The organism is Ectothiorhodospiraceae bacterium 2226 (assembly GCA_013348725.1).
GTDB lineage: Bacteria > Pseudomonadota > Gammaproteobacteria.
On record CP054689.1, the window covers coordinates 1,084,197 to 1,101,287 of the forward strand.

Here is a 17,091-nt window from a genome sequence, read left to right on the forward strand (position 1 = left end):
CCGAGGCTGAGGTGACGGCGGCAGCCGAACTGCCGCCGTCCCGGTTCACCGCGCCCGTTTTCCGAAGCTGTACAGGAGTTCGGTCGGGCCGTTCTGGCTCTCGCGGTTGAGCCACACCAGGTGCAGATTACCTTCGGCATCGGCCGCCATGGCAGGCGCACCCTGATAACCGCCCCCGCTGGCGGGCGGAACGTACAGATCGTCGCTCCAGCTGTCCGCGCCCTCGCGCCACGACAGCAGGATGTCCGACACGTCGTCACGCGTATCCTCCCAGACCGCCACCGCGCCCTCGGGGCCGAGCACGGCCGCGGGATGCCATTGGGCGGCGGTCCCGCCGAAGACGTCCTGCACCGCCTCGTTGGCCCCGAAGCGACGCCCACCGTCGGTACTGAGGGCGGCGTAGATCTTGTAACCGAACTCGAACACGCGCTTGTCCATCCACACCGCGAGCACCTGCTCGTCGCGCGCCGCAAGGCTCACCCGCGCCACGCCGCTGCCCTGTCCGTAGATCTCGCTCTGGCGCGGCGGCTGCTCGTTCAGCAGGCGGTGGGTGGAGAAGGTCAGCGCCTCGGCGGCGGTCGCCGCGTAGGCATGGAACAGACGCGTGTGGCCGTGGCGGCGGTCTTCCCAGGCCACGGCGACACCGCTCTCGGTGACCGCCAAGGCCGGGTAAGACTGTTCGGCCGCGGGCACCTCGGCGTCGGCCGGCGCGCGGCGCACGAGATCCATCGCGGCGTCGTCCTGCACGCCGAGTTCGGCCACCACGATTTGCTTGTGCCGCCCCGCCTGCTCGGCCCAGGCGGCGTACACGCGCCCTGCGCGCGCCGCCACCGTGGGATAGGCCGCGGGCTGCTTCGAGAGCGACAGCGGCGCGCCGGCGCTTTCCGGACCGACCACGCGCGCCCACACCGCATCATCCTCCTCCCACACCACCACGAAGCGCCCATCGCCGAGCCCCGTAATGGCCGGCTCGTAGGCATCGCGCTCACCGCTCACGCGGCGCTCACCCGTAAAGGCGCCACCCTGGCGAAACGCGACATAGGCGCGCGGCGCGCCGTCACGGTTGTCCGTCCAGGCGACCGCCACCGTCGCGCCCGAAGCGGCCACGCTGCGCCGCCCGGCGGCCTCGAGTTGATGAAACAACGCGGCCCCTTGCGCGGCAGTCACCGGCATGGCGCTGTCGAACTGCCAGGGCTCGGCCTGCGCCGGGACGCTATGGACGCTCAGCACCAGCAGCGCGCCCGTACACCATCCGAGGACGCGCATCAAAGCGTGCCCGCCTCTTCCGCGGCCAGAAATTCAGTCAGGCTGAGGTGCTGGTAGTGGCCGCCGCGCACATAGCGGTCGATGTCCTTGAAGTCCTCCACCGTCTTGAAGCCCGGCGCGGAATACAGGCGCTCGCCCTGCGAATCGAGGTAGGCAAACACCGGCGTGGCGAACACGCGCAGGCGCACCCCCAGCTCCATCTCGGTGATGCGCTCCCCCGTGGGCAAGGTCAGGCGCCGGCCGCTTTCGGCATCGACATACACCAACACGTAGTTCTCGGTGTAGCGCTCGCGCAGCGCCGCGTCGGAGAAGGTCTCCTTGTTGGTTTTGTCGCACCAGCCGCAGCCCTCGCGGCCGAAGTAGAGAAAGATGGGTTTGTCCTCGGCCTGCGCCTGGCGCACACCTTCTTCATATGTCACAAAGGGATAGCCGGCCGGCGGTTCCGCCTGTACCGTGCCCACAGCGCCGGCGAGCGCCAGCGCCATCACCCCTGCCCACACACTGCTACACCTTGCCATGCCACACCTCCGTCACACCGAACGGGCGGTTTGCACACGCCACCCCTTGAGCGGCCCGCCGTTTCCCCCTAACGTAGCGCACGATTGCGCACTGCCGACCTATCTATCGCGGACCGCCACGCCACGCTTTGATCTGGCGCAACGCGGTGTCGTTAATCTGGTCAAATGCCTATTAGTATCTTTTACCACTTGCGCGCCAAGGAGTTCCATGTCGGCTCGATTCGTACTGCTGCTCATCCTGGTCGCGCTGATTGGCGCGGGTGGCGGTTTTGCCTTCCACCAATGGCTCACCGCGCCGCCGGCCCCGCTCGCGGAAGCGCCTCGCTCGCCGCAGGCGCCCGAGACGCGACCCGACTTTCACCTGCCCGACTTGTCCGGCAACATGCGCAGCGCCGACGAGTGGGACGGCCAGGTGGTATTGGTCAACTTTTGGGCAACCTGGTGCCCGCCCTGCGTGCGCGAGATCCCGGAGTTGGTGCGCCTGCAGGAGCTGCATCACGAGAACGGGCTAGTGGTACTCGGGATCGCCATCGACGAACCCGAGGCCGTGGAGGCCTTCCTGGCCGACATGGCCGTGAACTACCCGATCCTACTCGGGCGCCAGGGCGGCATCGCCCTGGCGCAGGAATTCGGGAACCGTCACGGGATTCTGCCCTACACCGTGGTGTACGATCGGAACGGGCGCATTACCCACACCCACGCCGGCGAACTGGACCTCAAGGCGGCCGAGACGATGGTCTTACCGCTGCTGTAGCGTCAGGAAGTCACTGGCAGCGGTAAACTTTGCGGGCATCTGCGCCGAACACGCAAGGAATAGACAAGTTCCCGCCGTTCGTGCACAATGGCGCGATCTGCCCGGCGCCCGCCGCCGCGGCCGGCCCGCAACGAGGTTTTCCACCATGGCCACGCTCTGGGTGCTGAACGGCCCCAACCTCAACTTGCTCGGCACGCGCGAGCCGCACCTGTACGGGGCGCGCACGCTGGCCGACATCGATGGCGAATTGGCCGAGGCGGCCGCCGCGGCCGGGTTGGACTTCGCGACCTTCCAGAGCAATGCTGAGCACGCGCTGATCGAGCGCGTGCACGCGGCGCAGTCGCAGCGGGTCGATTTTCTCATTATCAACCCGGCCGCCTACACGCATACCAGCGTCGCCCTGCGTGACGCGCTGGCGGCCGTGCGCATCCCGTTCATCGAGGTGCACCTGTCTAACATTCATGCCCGCGAGGCCTTCCGCCGCCATTCCTATTTTTCGGATCTGGCGGTGGGGGTCATCAGCGGGCTGGGCGCGCAGGGCTACAGCCTTGCGCTGCAGGCGGCAGTGCACCATTTGCATCAACAACAAGCTGCCGCAGGTTAGTCCCACATGGATATCCGCAAAGTCAAAAAACTCATAGAACTGCTGGACGAGTCGGGGGTCGCCGAGATCGAGATCCGCGAGGGGGAGGAGTCGGTGCGCATCAGCCGGCACAGCCAGATGCCGGCCGCTGCGGCCTACGCGCCGGCGCCTGCGCCGGCCATGGCCGCTCCGGCCGCGGCGCCTGCCGCCGCACCCGCCGCCGAGGCGCCGGCCGCCCCCGAGATCAGCGGCCACGTGGTCAAGTCGCCGATGGTGGGCACCTTCTACCGCGCGCCCTCACCGACCGCCAAACCGTTCGTCGAGATCGGTCACAGCGTCGGGGTGGGCGACATCCTGTGCATCGTCGAGGCGATGAAGCTGCTCAACCAGATCGAGTCCGATAAGGCGGGCGTCATCAAGGCCATCCTGGTCGAGAACGGGCAGCCCGTCGAGTACGGGCAGCCGCTGTTCATCATCGAATAGTCGGGCCGTCATGTTCGAGAAGATCGTCATTGCAAACCGCGGTGAGATCGCGCTGCGCATCCAACGCGCCTGCCGCGAACTCGGTATCAAGACGGTGGCCGTGCATTCGGACGCCGACCGCGAACTCAAGCATGTGCGCCTCGCGGACGAGTCCGTGTGCATCGGCCCGGCCGCCTCCGCGCAGAGCTACCTCAACATCCCGGCGGTGATTGCCGCCACCGAGGTCACCGACGCCACCGCCATCCACCCGGGCTACGGCTTCCTGTCCGAGAACGCCGACTTCGCCGAGCGCGTGGAACAGAGCGGCTTCGTGTTCATCGGCCCGCGCCCGGACACCATTCGCTTGATGGGCGACAAGGTTTCCGCCATCAGGGCCATGAAAGAGTCCGGGGTGCCCTGCGTGCCCGGCTCCGACGGTCCGCTCGGCGACGACGACGCAGAGAACCTGCGCATCGCGCAGGAGATCGGCTATCCCGTGATCATCAAGGCCGCCGGCGGCGGCGGCGGGCGCGGCATGCGCGTGGTGCACAGCGAGGCCGCCCTGATCACCGCCATCTCGCTCACCCGCAGCGAGGCGCACGCGGCGTTCGGCAACGACACGGTCTACATGGAGAAGTTTCTCGAGAACCCGCGCCACATCGAGTTCCAGGTGCTGGCCGACGAGCACGGCAATGCGGTGCACCTGGGCGAGCGCGACTGCTCCATGCAGCGGCGCCACCAGAAGGTCATCGAGGAGGCGCCGGCACCGGGCATCAGCGACGAGCTGCGCGAGCGCATGGGCGAGCGCTGCGCGGCTGCCTGCCGGGCCATCGGCTATCGCGGGGCCGGTACCTTCGAGTTCCTCTACCAGGACGGCGAGTTCTATTTCATCGAAATGAACACCCGCGTGCAGGTCGAGCACCCGGTCACCGAGATGATCACCGGCGTGGACATCGTCAAGGAGCAGCTGCGGATCGCCGCAGGCGAGCGCCTCGCCTGGCGCCAGGAGGACATCGTCATCCGCGGTCACGCGATCGAGTGCCGCCTGAACGCCGAAGACCCCAAGCGCTTCATGCCCTCACCCGGCACCATTACCGCGTTCCACACCGCGGGGGGGCCGGGCATCCGCATCGACTCGCACCTGTACAACGGCTATGTGGTGCCGCCGTACTACGATTCCCTGATCGGCAAGCTGATCGCCCACGGCGAGACGCGCGAGAGCGCCATCGCCCGCATGCGCAACGCCTTGGCCGAGATGGTGATCGAGGGCATCAAGACCAACATCCCGCTGCACGAGGATATGGTGCGCGACGCCGCCTTCATCGCCGGCGGCACCAATATCCACTACCTGGAGAAGAAGCTCAGCTCCTGAGGTAAGCGCATGGGCTGGCTGCACATCATCGCGCGGGTCGATCAGGCGCACGCCGAGGCCGCGGCCGAGGCGCTGGAACTGGCCGGCGCCGCGGCCGTGACGCTGCGTGACGCGGCCGACCAACCGCTGTACGAGCCCGCACCCGGCACGACGCCCCTGTGGGCGTCCACCGAGGCGGTGGGCCTGTTCCCCGACGACACCGCACCCGAACCGGTGCTGGCCGCGCTGGTCGCCCGCTTGGGCTTTCTGCCGATCTGGCAGGTGGAACCGCTGGAGGATCAGGACTGGAGCCGCGCCTGGCTGAAGCACTTTCGGCCGCTGCGCTTCGGGCGGCGGCTGTGGATCGTGCCGAGCGGCTTCGAGGCGCCCGATCCGCAGGGGCTGAACCTGCTGCTCGACCCCGGGCTCGCCTTCGGCACCGGCAGTCATCCCACCACGGCGCTGTGCCTGGAGTGGCTGGACGCCCATCCGCCGCGGGACGCGACGGTCATCGACTACGGCTGCGGCTCCGGCATCCTTGCCCTGGCGGCGCTGCGGCTCGGCGCGCAGCGGGTGGTCGCGGTGGACAACGACCCACAGGCGCTGGAGGCCACCCGCGCCAACGCGCGCAAGAACGCGCTCGAAGACTCGCTCGAGGCCGTGGCACCGGAGGATCTGCCGCCGGTGCAGGCCGAGGCGGTGGTCGCCAACATCCTCGCCGGCCCGCTGATCGCGCTCGCACCCCGCCTCACGGCGCTCACCGCACCAGGCGGCAGCTTGGTCTTGTCGGGCATACTCGCCGACCAGGCGCGCGACGTGCTAGCCGCCTATGTCGCGGCCGGTTGCGATCCGGTCTCGGAAACAACGCGCGAGGGCTGGGTCCGCCTATGTCTCGCCCGCCCCTGAAGCGTGACGGGGTTCAGCCACGCGTGCGCCGATCCTCGGCAAGATGCCGCTTATGAGTGACGATCTCGCCATGCGCAAAACCCGCCGCCCGAAACTCAAGGCCCCGTCGCCGCGCGCGCGCGACCTCCTGATCGCCGACCTGGAGGGCCGCCCACGGCGGCGCCGGCTGCGCCTCGGCACCCTGCTGTGGGCGTTGCTCACCGTGGTGCTGGCCGTTGGGGCGAGCGCACAGGTGATCCGCCACCAAGCGGGGCAGATCGCCGCGTGGTGGCCCGACAGCCGGCCGCTGCTGGAGCGGGCCTGCCTGACGCTGAACTGCACCCTGCCGCCGCAGCGTGACGTCGGCGCGATCGCCGTGTTGCGCCCCGAGATCCGCAAGCACCCCGAGGTCGAGAACGCGCTGCTGGTCACCGCGATGCTGCGCAACCAGGCGGGCTACGCGCAGCCGCTGCCCGCCCTCGAACTCACCCTCTTCGACCTCACCGGACGGCCCGTGGCGAGTCGGCGCTTCACGCCCGCCACCTACCTGCGCGAAGGACGCGGCCACGCGCCCATGGCGGCCGACGCGGAGGTCGACGTCGCCATCGAGATCATGGACCCGGGCCGCCGCGCGCACGGCTTCGAGATTGCGCTGTACTGATTTGAAGGTCTGAATCCATCCATCCCTGGATGGCTCAGACCACGCCAAGCGAAAAGCGTGGTTTCCGCTTGGCTTCGTGATCAACGGCCTGCGGCCGTCGCTCACGGCGACACATCCTGTGCCGCGGGAAGGTCTGAATCCATCCATCCCTGGATGGCTCAGACCACACCAAGCGAAAAGCGTGGTTTCCGCTTGGCTTCGTGATCAACGGCCTGCGGCCGTCGCCCACGGCGGCGGCTGTTTGGCGGTCTGAATCCATCCATCCCTGGATGGCTCAGACCACGCCAAGCGAAAAGCGTGGTTTTCGCTTGGCTTCGTGATCAACGGCCTGCGGCCGCCGCTCACGGCGGCGGCTGTTTGTCGGTCTGAATCCATCCATCCCTGGATGGCTCAGACCACGCCAAGCGAAAAGCGTGGTTTTCGCTTGGCTTCGTGATCAACGGCCTGCGGCCGTCGCCCACGGCGGCACATCCCTGTGCCGCGGTGCCATACCGCGCAATGGGCTCAACGATCCACCCCCCATCCGCGTTCCGCCGGCCCGCCGGGGTCGGGATGCGGCTTTACCCTCTCACGCCGCAGCGGGTATGATGCAACGCTCGCTCCGTGTCACCACCCGAGCCGTTTCCATGCGGATAGGCTGCTTTACGCCCAGTAACAATCTCGTCTTGGCGCCGATGGCCGGTGTCACCGATCGGCCCTTCCGGCAGCTGTGCAAGAGCCTGGGCGCCGGCATGGCCGTGTCCGAGATGGTCAGTTCCAACTCCCTGCTGTGGGGCAGCGAGAAGACCCTGCGCCGCGCCAATCATGCCGGCGAGACCGAACCGCGCTCGGTGCAGATCGCCGGCGCGGATCCGGCCATGATGGCCGAGGCCGCGCGCTTCAACGCCGACAACGGCGCCCAGATCATCGACATCAACATGGGCTGCCCCGCCAAAAAGGTCTGCAACGTCATGGCCGGCTCCGCGCTGCTGCGCGACGAGCCGCTGGTGGGTCGCATTCTGGAGGCGGTGGTCGGCGCCGTGGAGGTGCCGGTCACCCTCAAGATCCGCACCGGCTGGGACACGGCGCATCGCAACGCGGTCGAGGTCGCACGCATCGCCGAACAGGCCGGCGTGCAGGCACTCGCCATCCATGGCCGCACGCGCGCCTGCGCCTACACGGGCGAGGCAGAATATGCCACCATCGCCGCGGTGAAGCAGGCGGTGCGCATTCCGGTGATCGCCAACGGCGACATCACCACGCCCGAGAAGGCCCAACGGGTGCTGGCCGAGACCGGGGCCGACGCGGTGATGATCGGCCGCGCCGCCCAGGGGCGGCCGTGGATCTTCCGCGAGATCGATCACTACCTGCGCACCGGCGAGCACCTGCCGGAGCCGAGCCCCGCCGAGGTGCGCGAGATTCTCCTGGGGCACCTGGAGAATCTGTACGCCTTCTACGGCGAACATACGGGAGTGCGCGTGGCACGCAAGCACATCTCCTGGTACAGCAAGGGCCAGCCCCACGGCGGCGCCTTTCGCCAGGCGGTCAACCGCGTCGAAACCGTGAAGGAGCAATTGGCCATGACTCGGGAGTTCTTCGACCGCCTTGCCGAGGGCAAGGAGCTGGCCGCATGACCGGCAACGTCCCCACCCTGGCGGTGTCCGCCGAAAGCGCCAACGAGCAACCCCTGCACGCCTGCGTGCGCGCGGCGCTGGAGAACTATTTCCGCGACCTGGACGGGCACCCGCCGGGCGATCTCTACCAGATGGTGATGATCGAGATCGAACGACCGGTGCTGGAGACCGTGATGCGCTACACCGGCGGCAACCAGAGCCGCGCCGCCGCCATTCTGGGCCTCAACCGCGGGACGCTGCGCAAGAAACTCGCGCGCTACGGCATCGAGTGATGCGCCTCACGACGGCCGCCGCAGCACGTCGCACGGTCCAACTCCCTTAAGCTCCTGTTGCATAAGCCCGCGTCGACGGGTTAACTGGATTCGGCCGGGGCCCGCAGGGGGCCTTGGAACTTTAATGGACGTCAAAGGATAGCTATGAGCGTCGTGAAACGCGCCCTGATCAGTGTGTCGGACAAGACCGGTGTGGTGGAGTTTGCCCAGGATCTCGCCGCGATGGGCGTGGAGATCCTCTCCACTGGCGGTACGGCCAAGCTGCTGGCGGACGCCGGCGTCCGGGTCGTCGAGGTCTCCGACTACACCGGTTTTCCGGAGATGATGGACGGGCGCCTGAAGACCCTGCACCCCAAGATCCACGGCGGCATCCTGGGCCGCCGCGGCACCGACGACGCGGCCATGCAGGCGCACGGGATCGACGGCATCGACCTCGTGGTGGTCAACCTCTACCCGTTCGAACGCACCACCGCGCGCCCGGACTGCACCCTCGCCGAAGCGATCGAGCAGATCGACATCGGCGGGCCCACCATGGTGCGCGCGGCGGCCAAGAACCACGCGCACGTGGCGGTGGTGGTGGACGCGGCCGACTATCCCCTGATACTCGCCGAGCTGCGCGCCGGCAGCGGCACGCTCCAGCCGGCGGTGCGTTTCGATCTGGCCATCAAGGCCTTCGAGCACACCGCGCGCTACGACGCCGCCATCGCGACCTATCTGGGGGCGATCCAGCCCGACGGTAGCCGCACGCCCTTCCCGCGCACCCTGAACCTGCAGTTTCGCCGCGCACAGCCGCTGCGCTACGGTGAGAACCCCCATCAGCAGGCGGCCTTTTATGTCGATCACCTGCCCGCGGAGCCCTCGGTCGCCACGGCGCGGCAGCTGCAGGGCAAGGAGTTGTCGTTCAACAACATCGCCGACACCGATGCGGCGCTGGAGTGCGTCAAGCTGTTCGAGCAGCCGAGCTGCGTGATCGTCAAACACGCCAACCCTTGCGGCGTGGCCACCGCCGCCACCCTGCAGGAGGCCTATGAGCGCGCCTACGCCACCGACCCGACCTCGGCCTTCGGCGGCATCATCGCCTTCAACCGGCCGCTGGACGCACCCACCGCACGTGCCATCATCGACCGCCAGTTCGTGGAGGTGATCATCGCGCCCGAGGTCGAGGCCGAGGCGCTGCACTTTCTCGGCGAGAAAAAGAACGTCCGCGTGCTGAACTGCGGCCATTGGGACAGCGCCGTGGCGGGGTTAGACCTGCGGAGGGTCACCGGCGGCGTGCTCGCCCAGGAGCGCGACATCGCGATGGTGGGCCTGGATCAACTTCGGGTGGTCACCGAGCGAGCGCCGAGCGAGGCCGAACGGCGCGACCTGTTGTTCGCGTGGAAGGTCGCCAAGTTCGTCAAATCCAACGCCATCGTCTATGCGCGTGACGCGCAGACCATCGGCGTGGGCGCCGGGCAGATGAGCCGCGTCTACAGCGCGCGCATCGCCGCGATCAAGGCGCAGGACGCCGGCCTCGAGGTGCGCGGCACGGTGATGGCCTCCGACGCCTTCTTCCCGTTTCGCGACGGGCTGGACGCCGCGGCCGAGGCGGGTGTCACGGCGGTCATCCAGCCGGGCGGCTCGCTGCGCGATCAGGAGGTGATCGACGCGGCGAACGAACACGGCATCGCCATGGTCTTCACCGGCATGCGCCATTTCCGCCACTGACGCGCGCACGTTTTCGCACGAGAGGATTGCGATGAAGGTCTTGATCATCGGCGGCGGCGGGCGCGAGCACGCCCTCGCCTGGAAGGCGGCACAGTCGCCGCGCGTCACGGAGGTGCTGGTCGCGCCGGGCAATGCGGGCACCGCGCGCGAGGCGCGGGTGCGCAACGTGCCGGTGGCGGCCGATGACGTCGAAGAGCTGCGCGCGCTGGCGCAGCGCGAACAGGTCGCGCTGACCATCGTCGGTCCCGAGGTCCCCCTGGTGGCCGGCGTGGTGGATGCCTTCCGGGCGGCGGGCCTGCGCTGCTTCGGCCCCACCGCCGCCGCGGCACAGCTCGAGGGCTCGAAGGCCTTCAGCAAGGACTTCCTGGCCCGCCACGATATCCCTACCGCCGCCTACGCGGTGTTTACCGATGCCGACGAAGCCGAGCGCTACATCCGCGCCCAGGGCGCGCCGCTGGTGGTCAAGGCCGACGGTCTGGCGGCCGGTAAGGGCGTGATCATCGCGCACGACACGGACGAGGCGGTGGCCGCCGCGCGTGACATGCTCGCCGGCGGCGCCTTCGGCAGCGCCGGCCGGCGCGTGGTGGTGGAAGAGTTCCTCGAAGGCGAAGAGGCCAGCTTCATCGTCATGGTCGGCGGCGAGCAGGTCCTCGCGCTGGCCTCCTCGCAAGACCATAAGGCCCGCGACGAGGGCGACACCGGTCCCAACACGGGCGGGATGGGCGCCTACTCGCCGGCCCCGGTGGTGACGCCCGCGGTACACGCGCGGGTGATGCGCGAGGTGATCGAGCCGACCGTGCAGGGCCTGGCCGCTGAAGGGATCCCCTACACGGGCTTCCTGTACGCCGGTTTGATGATCGCGGCCGATGGCAGCCCCAAGGTGCTGGAGTACAACTGCCGCTTCGGTGACCCCGAGACGCAGCCCATCCTCATGCGACTGCGCTCGGACCTGACCGAGCTATGCGAGGCGGCGCTCGACGGTCGCCTGGCCGAAGTCGAGGCACAGTGGGATCCGCGCGCCGCGCTCGGCGTGGTAATGGCCGCTGGCGGCTATCCGGCCGCCTATCGCCAGGGCGACCGGATCACCGGGCTGCCGTCGGCCGCGGCCGACGACGTCAAGGTGTTCCACGCCGGCACGGCGGAGCGCGACGGGGAGGTCGTTACCGCGGGCGGGCGCGTGCTCTGCTGCGTGGGGCTGGGCGATACCGTCGCGGCGGCGGCCCGGCGCGCCTATGCCCTGGTCGATGCCATCCACTGGGACGGCGCCTACTGCCGGCGCGACATCGGCCACCGGGCCATTGCGCGCGAGACCGCCGCCGGCTGACCGCCGGCGCGTGCTTGGGCACGGCTGCCGGCCGTGCTATCCTTGACCGCCTTTTCCTCGCCTGAGGAACCGCGCCGCGACAGGCTGCCCCGCAAGAGGCGCCGCGCGGCGCAGGCCGGAAGCGCGCGGCGCTTCCCTACCGAATTGTCTTGTCTTGTTGAGGATCGCAAATGTCTGAGAAGCATCCCGTCATCGCCGTCACCGGCTCCTCCGGCGCCGGCACGACTACGGTCAAGCGCGCCTTCGAGCACATCTTCTTCCGCGAGCGCATCAACCCCACCGTGATCGAGGGCGACAGCTATCACCGCTACGATCGCGCCGCCATGAAGGAAGCGATCAAGGAATACGCCACCCAAGGCAAGACCCTGTCGCACTTCGGCCCCGAGGCCAACCTGTTCGACAAGCTGGAGGAGACCTTCCGCCAGTACGGCGAAACGGGTAGCTGCCTGCGCCGTTACTACCTGCACAGCGAGGAAGAGGCCAAGCCGTACGGCCAGAAGCCCGGCGAGTTTACCCAGTGGGAAGAGGTCGGTCCCGGCACGGACCTGCTGTTCTACGAGGGCCTGCACGGCGGCGTGGTGACCGGCGAGGTCAACGTCGCGCAGTTCGTGGACCTGCTGATCGGCGTGGTGCCCATCGTCAACCTGGAGTGGATCCAGAAGATCCACCGTGACGCGGGCGAGCGCGGCTACTCCGCCGAGGCCATCGTCGACACCATCCTGCGCCGTATGCCGGACTATGTCACCTGCATCACGCCGCAGTTCTCCCGCACGCACATCAACTTCCAGCGCGTGCCGACGGTGGATACCTCCAACCCGTTCATCGCGCGCGACGTGCCGACGCCGGACGAGAGCTTCGTGGTGATCCGCTTCCGCGACCCCAAGGCCCTGGGGATCGACTTCCCCTACCTGCTGAACATGATCAAGGACTCGTTCATGTCGCGCCGCAACAGCATCGTGGTGCCCGGCGGCAAGATGGGCTTCGCGATGGAGATCATCCTGACTCCGCTCATCCACGAGATGATGGAGAAGGCCAAGCGCGTGCGCTAAACGCCGCGCACCGGCACCCGAAGGCCCGCCTCGCGCGGGCCTTCGTTTTTTGTGCCGCGCGACGCCCCGCCGCGGCGCGGCACAGGGATGTGCCGCCACGCTTTTCGCTTTGCGTGGTCTGAGCCGTCCAGGATGGACGGATTCAGACCTTCAAACAGCCGCCGCCGTGATCGACGGCCGCAGGCCGTGGGTCACGCAGCAAAGCGAAAACCACGCTTTTCGCGGCGCGTGGTCTGAGCCCTCCACGATGGATGGACGGGTTCAGACCTACTTACAGCGAAAAACCGTACGGCGTCTCCACGCTGTTCTCCTCAGGCGGCAGACCGCGCTCGACCCGGAACCCGCCGCCGTCCGGATACAGGATGGCGTGGTAGCGCTGCTCGAGTTCATCGAGGATCCAGGCGATCTCGCTCGGATGCATGGCCATGTCGTAGCGCGTCAGGTGACGCACGCGCAGCGCCTCCTCGCGCACCTGGATAAACAACGGGTGGGGCAGACCGAGCGGCAGCACGAACTCATGCACCACCCACTCGATCGGCGTGGGCTCGCCCTCGGGCACGCGGCGGGCATCGAGCCGAAAGTGGCCGCCACCGCCCGGTTGCTTCAACAATTCCTCGAACCACTCGTCGGGGAACCCCGAGTGCACGATGATGCTGCGTCCGCTGTAGCGGCGCATGAAGCGGGTGCGCCGATCGCCCTTGCTGCGCCTGAACAGTCCGAGCACTGCGCCTCCTCCAAGATCCGATCTGGTTCCATTGTAAACCAGGGCCGGGGGTGTGATCGGGACATGGGCCCGCCTATAGTAGAGACACTCTCAAGCATCGGATGCGACGACTTCGAATGAGTGCCTTTCGTGCCGGACATGCCAGCGGGACCGACTGGAAGGACGTGATGCGCGCCTGTCTCGCGCAGCTCGGCACCGACCACGGCGCCGACGCCCTGGGCTTTCTGTACGTCACCGACGATCTCGCCGCGCAGCTAGGACCCTTGCTGCACGGCTTACGCGATGGCACCGGTGTCGGCCACTGGGTGGGCACTGTCGGGCTCGGGGTGTGCGCGAGCGGTATCGAGTACTACGATCGGCCCGCCGCCGCCGCGCTGGTGGCCGATTTCGGCCCGAACCAATACCGCGTCATCGGGGCGGTGGACGGCGAGCGGCTGCACACACCCGACGACCAACCGTGGCGGGCGCTCGGCGAGCGCCACCTCGCGGTACTCCATGGCGACCCGCGTAATGCCCACCTGGCGGATGTCGTCGCGCGCCTGCCCCAACTGGTGCCAGGCGTGTTCGCGGTCGGGGGGCTTAGCTCCTCGCGCCACACCTACTACCAGGTCGCGGATTTCCTGAACGAGGGACAGATCTCAGGGGTCATGCTCGCGGGCGACGTCCCGGTCACGGTCGGTCTCAGCCAGGGCTGCACCCCGATCGGCCCGGTGCGCACCATCACCCAGGCGCAGCGCAACATCCTGGTCAGCATCGACGGGCGGCCCGCGCTGGAGGTGTTCAAGGAGGACATCGGCGAGATCCTCGCCCGTGACCTGCGCCGCGCGGCCGGGTACATCTTCGCCGCGCTACCGGTGCCGGGCGCGGAGGGCCGGGGCGGGCGCGGGGACTACCTGGTGCGCAACGTCATCGGCGTGGACACGCACAACAACCTGGTCGGCATCGGCGATCAGGTCGAGACCGGCGCGCCCATCATGTTCGCCCGGCGCGACGCACCCGCCGCCACCGAGGACCTGCAGGCGATGCTCGCCGACGTCAAGGCGCGCCTGCCGGGTCCGCCGCGCGCGGCGCTCTACCACACCTGCCTCGGGCGCGGCCGCAGCCTGTTCGGCGAGGGCTCGGTGGAGCTCGGCATCGTGCGCGACGCGCTGGGCGACATCCCGCTCGCGGGCTTCTATGCCAACGGCGAGATCTGCGGCGAGCGCCTGTACGGCTACACCGGCGTACTGACCGTATTCAGCTGACGCCACCGCGCGTCACCCTGTTTGTTGCAACTGGAGGATTGCCTCTTATGGAGTACCGGCCGCTCGGACGCACCGACGTACAAGTCAGCGTCATCTGCCTCGGCACCATGACCTGGGGCGAGCAGAACACCGAAGCCGACGCGCATGCGCAGCTCGATCTCGCGCTGGAGCGCGGCGTCAACTTCGTCGACACCGCCGAACTGTACGCGGTGCCGCCCCGGCCGGAGACCTACGGCCTCACCGAGCAGTACATCGGGTCCTGGCTGGCGCGCGGCGGCCGCCGCGAGCGCATCGTACTGGCGAGCAAAGTCGCGGGGCCGGCGCAAAGCGCGGCGCATATCCGCGGCGGGGAATCCTATTTCACACGCGCCAACATCACCGAGGCCCTGCACGCCAGCCTGAAGCGCCTGCGCACCGACTATCTGGACCTCTACCAGCTGCACTGGCCCGACCGCCCGACCAACTTCTTCGGCCGTCTGGGCTACGAGCCGCAGGACGACCCGCGGGCCACGCCCATCGAGGAGACGCTACAGGTGTTGGGCGACCTGGTGGCCGAGGGCAAGGTGCGCCATATCGGCCTGTCCAACGAAACGCCGTGGGGCATCATGCGCTTCCTGGCGGCCGCCGAACGGCTCGGCCTGCCGCGCGTGGTCAGCGTGCAAAACCCCTACAGCCTGTTGAACCGCACCTTCGAGGTGGGCAGCGCCGAGATCGCTCACCGCGAGCAGGTCGGCCTGCTGGCCTACTCGCCGCTCGGCTTCGGCGTCCTGAGCGGCAAGTACCTGGACGGTGCCCGTCCCGCCGGCGCGCGCCTGACCCTGTTCCCGCATTTCTCCCGCTACAGCAACCCGCAGGCGGAGGCCGCCACGGCCGCCTATGTGGCGCTCGCGCGCGAGCACGGCCTGGACCCGGCGCAGATGGCGCTGGCCTATGTGAACACCCGCCCCATCCTCACCGCCAACATCATCGGCGCGACCTCCCTGGCGCAGCTGGAGTCCGACATCGCCAGCATCGACGTGACGCTGACGCCGGCGGTGTTGGAGGCCATCGAGGGCATTCATCAACGCTATCCGAACCCCAGCCCCTGACGGGGCGGAGCGCGCGTTCCGGCATCAGCAAAACGGAGATCCCATGGACTGCATCTTCTGCCGCTTGGCCGAGGGCGACGAGGGCTCGCTGCTGTACCGCGACGAGCACGTGGCCGCCTTCCGTGACATCAACCCGCAGGCACCGCACCACATCCTGATCGTCCCGCGGCGCCACCTGGCCACGCTCAACGCCCTCGAGGCGGCCGACGCGGAGGTGGCCGGCCGGCTCACGCTCACGGCCCAACGCCTGGCCAACGAGCTCGGCTTTGCCGAGGCGGGCTACCGCGTGGTGATGAACTGCAACGGGCACGGCGGGCAGACGGTCTTCCACATCCACCTGCACCTGCTGGGCGGCCGCGCGATGGGCTGGCCCCCCGGCTAAGCAGTCACCAACGAGCGCAGAACGTGCACTGGTTGGGGGCGAATCGTTTCAGTTTGAGAGGCTGCGCAGGAACGCCAGGTAAGGGGCGGTATCCCACTCGCGCCCGCCCAGCACCTGGTAGCGGACCTGTCCCCGCGGGTCGACCAAGTAGGTCGCGGGCAGGCCGCGCGGCTGCCAGTCTTCAGTGACCAGGCCGTCGTAGTCCATCAGGGTATCCAGCAGCTCGGGCGCCACCCCGCCGAGGAAGGTCCACACCGTGTCGTCGTCCTCGGCGGTGTTGATCATCACGATCTCCAGGGGCTCCCCCTCGAGCGCCGCGACCATGCGCTCCAGCGCCGGCAGTTCGCGGCGGCAGGGGCCGCACCAACTGGCCCAGAAGTGCACGAACGCCCAGCGCCCGCGCGCCTCCTGCAGGTCATAGTCATTGCCGTCCATGTCGCTCAGACGCAGGGACGGTGCGGGCCTCGGCTCCTCCAGCGCGATCACCCCGGGCGGCAGCGCCGCCTCGGCCGCCGCCGCGCCGTGCCAGGCACCGGCCAGCGCCACCATCACCGCGAGCAAAAAGGCTCTCATGGGTTCGGATCCTCCGCGCAGCGTATGTCGTCGATGCGCACCGCGATGCGCTCGCCGTCCTGCTCCTTGCCGGCCACGAACGTGGCCTGCAGCGACATGGCGGCGGCGCTGCGCGCGAGCACCACGTTGCCGCCCTCCGCCTCGCCGGGCAGGAAGTCGTGCGTCTCGGGCATCAATGTCCAGCGGAAGGTCGATTGCGCGGGCATAGGGGCATCGAGCTCGTCCCAGCGGGTCCGCCAGTAGGCACGGTCATAACGTCGTACCGCGCCGTCGGTGCTCGTGAACCGCCAGTTGTCGAGCGCCAGCCACAAAATGTCGTCGCTCTTGTTGCGCACCCCGACGGTGATGAAGCAGCGCGCCTTCAGCGCGTCCACCATGGCGGGCGGGAAACCGCGCGCCTCGTAGAACGCCGCCACCTGCTGCGGCGTGCGCGGCGTGAGGCGCAGGGTCAGCCGCGGGTGCTCGAAGCGGTGCCCCTGCAAGGCCTCCGGGCCGGCCAGCGTATCGCCCGGTGCCTCGTCGGCCGTCGCCTGGCCCCAGGCGGGCCCGCCGAGCAGCAACACTAACGGGGCGAGCGGCAACCAAACGCGCATGCGGTTCTCCTGATCGTCATCCCGAGGCAACGGCAGCACGAC

Annotated in this window: 19 protein-coding genes; 14 read left to right on the top strand and 5 right to left on the bottom strand. The window is 68.6% G+C overall.

Annotated elements, in window-relative coordinates; all coding sequences use genetic code 11:
- Window positions 1-45: 45 nt before the first annotated feature.
- Both HUS23_05175 and HUS23_05180 read right to left on the bottom strand, forming a co-directional pair.
- Window positions 46-1,266 carry a hypothetical protein gene (locus HUS23_05175; protein QKT03240.1) on the bottom strand — a complete coding sequence of 407 codons (1,221 nt, stop codon included), beginning with the start codon at window positions 1,264-1,266 and terminating at the stop codon, window positions 46-48.
- The gene (locus tag HUS23_05180) at window positions 1,266-1,784 is read right to left on the bottom strand and encodes a thioredoxin family protein (GenBank protein QKT03241.1); all 519 of its coding nucleotides are present in this window, start codon (window positions 1,782-1,784) and stop codon (window positions 1,266-1,268) included. Before HUS23_05180 ends, HUS23_05175 begins: the two co-directional genes overlap by 1 nt.
- Window positions 1,785-1,992: 208 nt before the next feature.
- Between HUS23_05180 and HUS23_05185 the strand changes: the two genes are divergently transcribed.
- The 11 genes from HUS23_05185 (at window position 1,993) to HUS23_05235 (ending at window position 12,445) form a co-directional block, all read left to right on the top strand.
- Window positions 1,993-2,538, top strand: a complete 546-nt coding sequence (locus tag HUS23_05185; protein QKT03242.1) for a TlpA family protein disulfide reductase — start codon at window positions 1,993-1,995, stop codon at window positions 2,536-2,538.
- 145 nt (window positions 2,539-2,683) lie between these two features.
- Window positions 2,684-3,142: a type II 3-dehydroquinate dehydratase gene (aroQ, locus tag HUS23_05190; protein QKT03243.1), complete on the top strand. Its 459-nt coding sequence runs from the start codon at window positions 2,684-2,686 to the stop codon at window positions 3,140-3,142.
- A gap of 6 nt (window positions 3,143-3,148) precedes the next feature.
- Complete coding sequence (locus tag HUS23_05195; protein QKT03244.1) at window positions 3,149-3,604, top strand: acetyl-CoA carboxylase biotin carboxyl carrier protein; 456 nt, start codon at window positions 3,149-3,151, stop codon at window positions 3,602-3,604.
- A gap of 10 nt (window positions 3,605-3,614) precedes the next feature.
- Window positions 3,615-4,955 (top strand): acetyl-CoA carboxylase biotin carboxylase subunit, encoded by a 1,341-nt coding sequence (gene accC, locus HUS23_05200; protein QKT03245.1) that lies wholly within the window; start codon window positions 3,615-3,617, stop codon window positions 4,953-4,955.
- A gap of 9 nt (window positions 4,956-4,964) precedes the next feature.
- Window positions 4,965-5,840, top strand: a complete 876-nt coding sequence (prmA, locus tag HUS23_05205) for a 50S ribosomal protein L11 methyltransferase (protein ID QKT03246.1) — start codon at window positions 4,965-4,967, stop codon at window positions 5,838-5,840.
- Window positions 5,841-5,892: 52 nt separating this feature from the next.
- Entirely contained in the window at window positions 5,893-6,480 is a 588-nt protein-coding gene (locus tag HUS23_05210; protein ID QKT03247.1) for a DUF3426 domain-containing protein, read from the top strand.
- Between the two features lie 626 nt (window positions 6,481-7,106).
- Entirely contained in the window at window positions 7,107-8,093 is a 987-nt protein-coding gene (gene dusB / locus HUS23_05215; GenBank protein ID QKT03248.1) for a tRNA dihydrouridine synthase DusB, read from the top strand.
- Window positions 8,090-8,365 carry a DNA-binding transcriptional regulator Fis gene (fis, locus tag HUS23_05220; protein ID QKT03249.1) on the top strand — a complete coding sequence of 92 codons (276 nt, stop codon included), beginning with the start codon at window positions 8,090-8,092 and terminating at the stop codon, window positions 8,363-8,365. The genes dusB and fis overlap by 4 nt, the downstream gene beginning before the upstream one ends.
- 144 nt (window positions 8,366-8,509) lie before the next feature.
- Window positions 8,510-10,072, top strand: coding sequence for a bifunctional phosphoribosylaminoimidazolecarboxamide formyltransferase/IMP cyclohydrolase (gene purH, locus HUS23_05225; GenBank protein ID QKT03250.1), 1,563 nt, complete (start codon window positions 8,510-8,512; stop codon window positions 10,070-10,072).
- A gap of 31 nt (window positions 10,073-10,103) precedes the next feature.
- Window positions 10,104-11,396 carry a phosphoribosylamine--glycine ligase gene (gene purD / locus HUS23_05230; protein ID QKT03251.1) on the top strand — a complete coding sequence of 431 codons (1,293 nt, stop codon included), beginning with the start codon at window positions 10,104-10,106 and terminating at the stop codon, window positions 11,394-11,396.
- 170 nt (window positions 11,397-11,566) lie between these two features.
- Window positions 11,567-12,445, top strand: coding sequence for a phosphoribulokinase (locus HUS23_05235; protein ID QKT03252.1), 879 nt, complete (start codon window positions 11,567-11,569; stop codon window positions 12,443-12,445).
- A 271-nt stretch (window positions 12,446-12,716) separates the two neighbouring features.
- Here the strand turns inward: HUS23_05235 and HUS23_05240 are convergent, their stop codons facing one another.
- Complete coding sequence (locus HUS23_05240; GenBank protein ID QKT04980.1) at window positions 12,717-13,121, bottom strand: hypothetical protein; 405 nt, start codon at window positions 13,119-13,121, stop codon at window positions 12,717-12,719.
- 164 nt (window positions 13,122-13,285) lie between these two features.
- Between HUS23_05240 and HUS23_05245 the strand changes: the two genes are divergently transcribed.
- The 3 genes from HUS23_05245 to HUS23_05255 are packed head-to-tail and all read left to right on the top strand — an operon-like array spanning window position 13,286 to window position 15,883.
- Window positions 13,286-14,413, top strand: a complete 1,128-nt coding sequence (locus tag HUS23_05245) for an FIST C-terminal domain-containing protein (GenBank protein ID QKT03253.1) — start codon at window positions 13,286-13,288, stop codon at window positions 14,411-14,413.
- A 47-nt stretch (window positions 14,414-14,460) separates the two neighbouring features.
- On the top strand, window positions 14,461-15,501 hold the full coding sequence (locus HUS23_05250; protein ID QKT03254.1) for an NADP(H)-dependent aldo-keto reductase: 1,041 nt from the start codon (window positions 14,461-14,463) through the stop codon (window positions 15,499-15,501).
- 43 nt (window positions 15,502-15,544) lie between these two features.
- On the top strand, window positions 15,545-15,883 hold the full coding sequence (locus HUS23_05255) for a histidine triad nucleotide-binding protein (protein QKT03255.1): 339 nt from the start codon (window positions 15,545-15,547) through the stop codon (window positions 15,881-15,883).
- A 48-nt stretch (window positions 15,884-15,931) separates the two neighbouring features.
- Here the strand turns inward: HUS23_05255 and HUS23_05260 are convergent, their stop codons facing one another.
- Complete coding sequence (locus HUS23_05260; protein ID QKT03256.1) at window positions 15,932-16,456, bottom strand: TlpA family protein disulfide reductase; 525 nt, start codon at window positions 16,454-16,456, stop codon at window positions 15,932-15,934.
- Entirely contained in the window at window positions 16,453-17,049 is a 597-nt protein-coding gene (locus tag HUS23_05265) for a hypothetical protein (protein ID QKT03257.1), read from the bottom strand. Before HUS23_05265 ends, HUS23_05260 begins: the two co-directional genes overlap by 4 nt.
- Window positions 17,050-17,091: the final 42 nt, after the last annotated feature.

Bases quoted from the DNA above. Each gene is read 5' to 3' on its own strand.
- HUS23_05235 (QKT03252.1), top strand. From the start codon at position 11,567: ATGTCTGAGAAGCATCCCGTCATCGCCGTCACCGGCTCCTCCGGCGCC.
- aroQ (QKT03243.1), top strand. From the start codon at position 2,684: ATGGCCACGCTCTGGGTGCTGAACGGCCCCAACCTCAACTTGCTCGGC.
- purH (QKT03250.1), top strand. From the start codon at position 8,510: ATGAGCGTCGTGAAACGCGCCCTGATCAGTGTGTCGGACAAGACCGGT.
- dusB (QKT03248.1), top strand. From the start codon at position 7,107: ATGCGGATAGGCTGCTTTACGCCCAGTAACAATCTCGTCTTGGCGCCG.
- HUS23_05260 (QKT03256.1), bottom strand. From the start codon at position 16,456: ATGAGAGCCTTTTTGCTCGCGGTGATGGTGGCGCTGGCCGGTGCCTGG.
- HUS23_05250 (QKT03254.1), top strand. From the start codon at position 14,461: ATGGAGTACCGGCCGCTCGGACGCACCGACGTACAAGTCAGCGTCATC.
- HUS23_05240 (QKT04980.1), bottom strand. From the start codon at position 13,121: ATGCGCCGCTACAGCGGACGCAGCATCATCGTGCACTCGGGGTTCCCC.
- HUS23_05210 (QKT03247.1), top strand. From the start codon at position 5,893: ATGAGTGACGATCTCGCCATGCGCAAAACCCGCCGCCCGAAACTCAAG.
- HUS23_05185 (QKT03242.1), top strand. From the start codon at position 1,993: ATGTCGGCTCGATTCGTACTGCTGCTCATCCTGGTCGCGCTGATTGGC.
- prmA (QKT03246.1), top strand. From the start codon at position 4,965: ATGGGCTGGCTGCACATCATCGCGCGGGTCGATCAGGCGCACGCCGAG.
- HUS23_05245 (QKT03253.1), top strand. From the start codon at position 13,286: ATGAGTGCCTTTCGTGCCGGACATGCCAGCGGGACCGACTGGAAGGAC.
- HUS23_05180 (QKT03241.1), bottom strand. From the start codon at position 1,784: ATGGCAAGGTGTAGCAGTGTGTGGGCAGGGGTGATGGCGCTGGCGCTC.
- HUS23_05265 (QKT03257.1), bottom strand. From the start codon at position 17,049: ATGCGCGTTTGGTTGCCGCTCGCCCCGTTAGTGTTGCTGCTCGGCGGG.
- purD (QKT03251.1), top strand. From the start codon at position 10,104: ATGAAGGTCTTGATCATCGGCGGCGGCGGGCGCGAGCACGCCCTCGCC.
- HUS23_05175 (QKT03240.1), bottom strand. From the start codon at position 1,266: ATGCGCGTCCTCGGATGGTGTACGGGCGCGCTGCTGGTGCTGAGCGTC.
- HUS23_05255 (QKT03255.1), top strand. From the start codon at position 15,545: ATGGACTGCATCTTCTGCCGCTTGGCCGAGGGCGACGAGGGCTCGCTG.
- accC (QKT03245.1), top strand. From the start codon at position 3,615: ATGTTCGAGAAGATCGTCATTGCAAACCGCGGTGAGATCGCGCTGCGC.
- HUS23_05195 (QKT03244.1), top strand. From the start codon at position 3,149: ATGGATATCCGCAAAGTCAAAAAACTCATAGAACTGCTGGACGAGTCG.
- fis (QKT03249.1), top strand. From the start codon at position 8,090: ATGACCGGCAACGTCCCCACCCTGGCGGTGTCCGCCGAAAGCGCCAAC.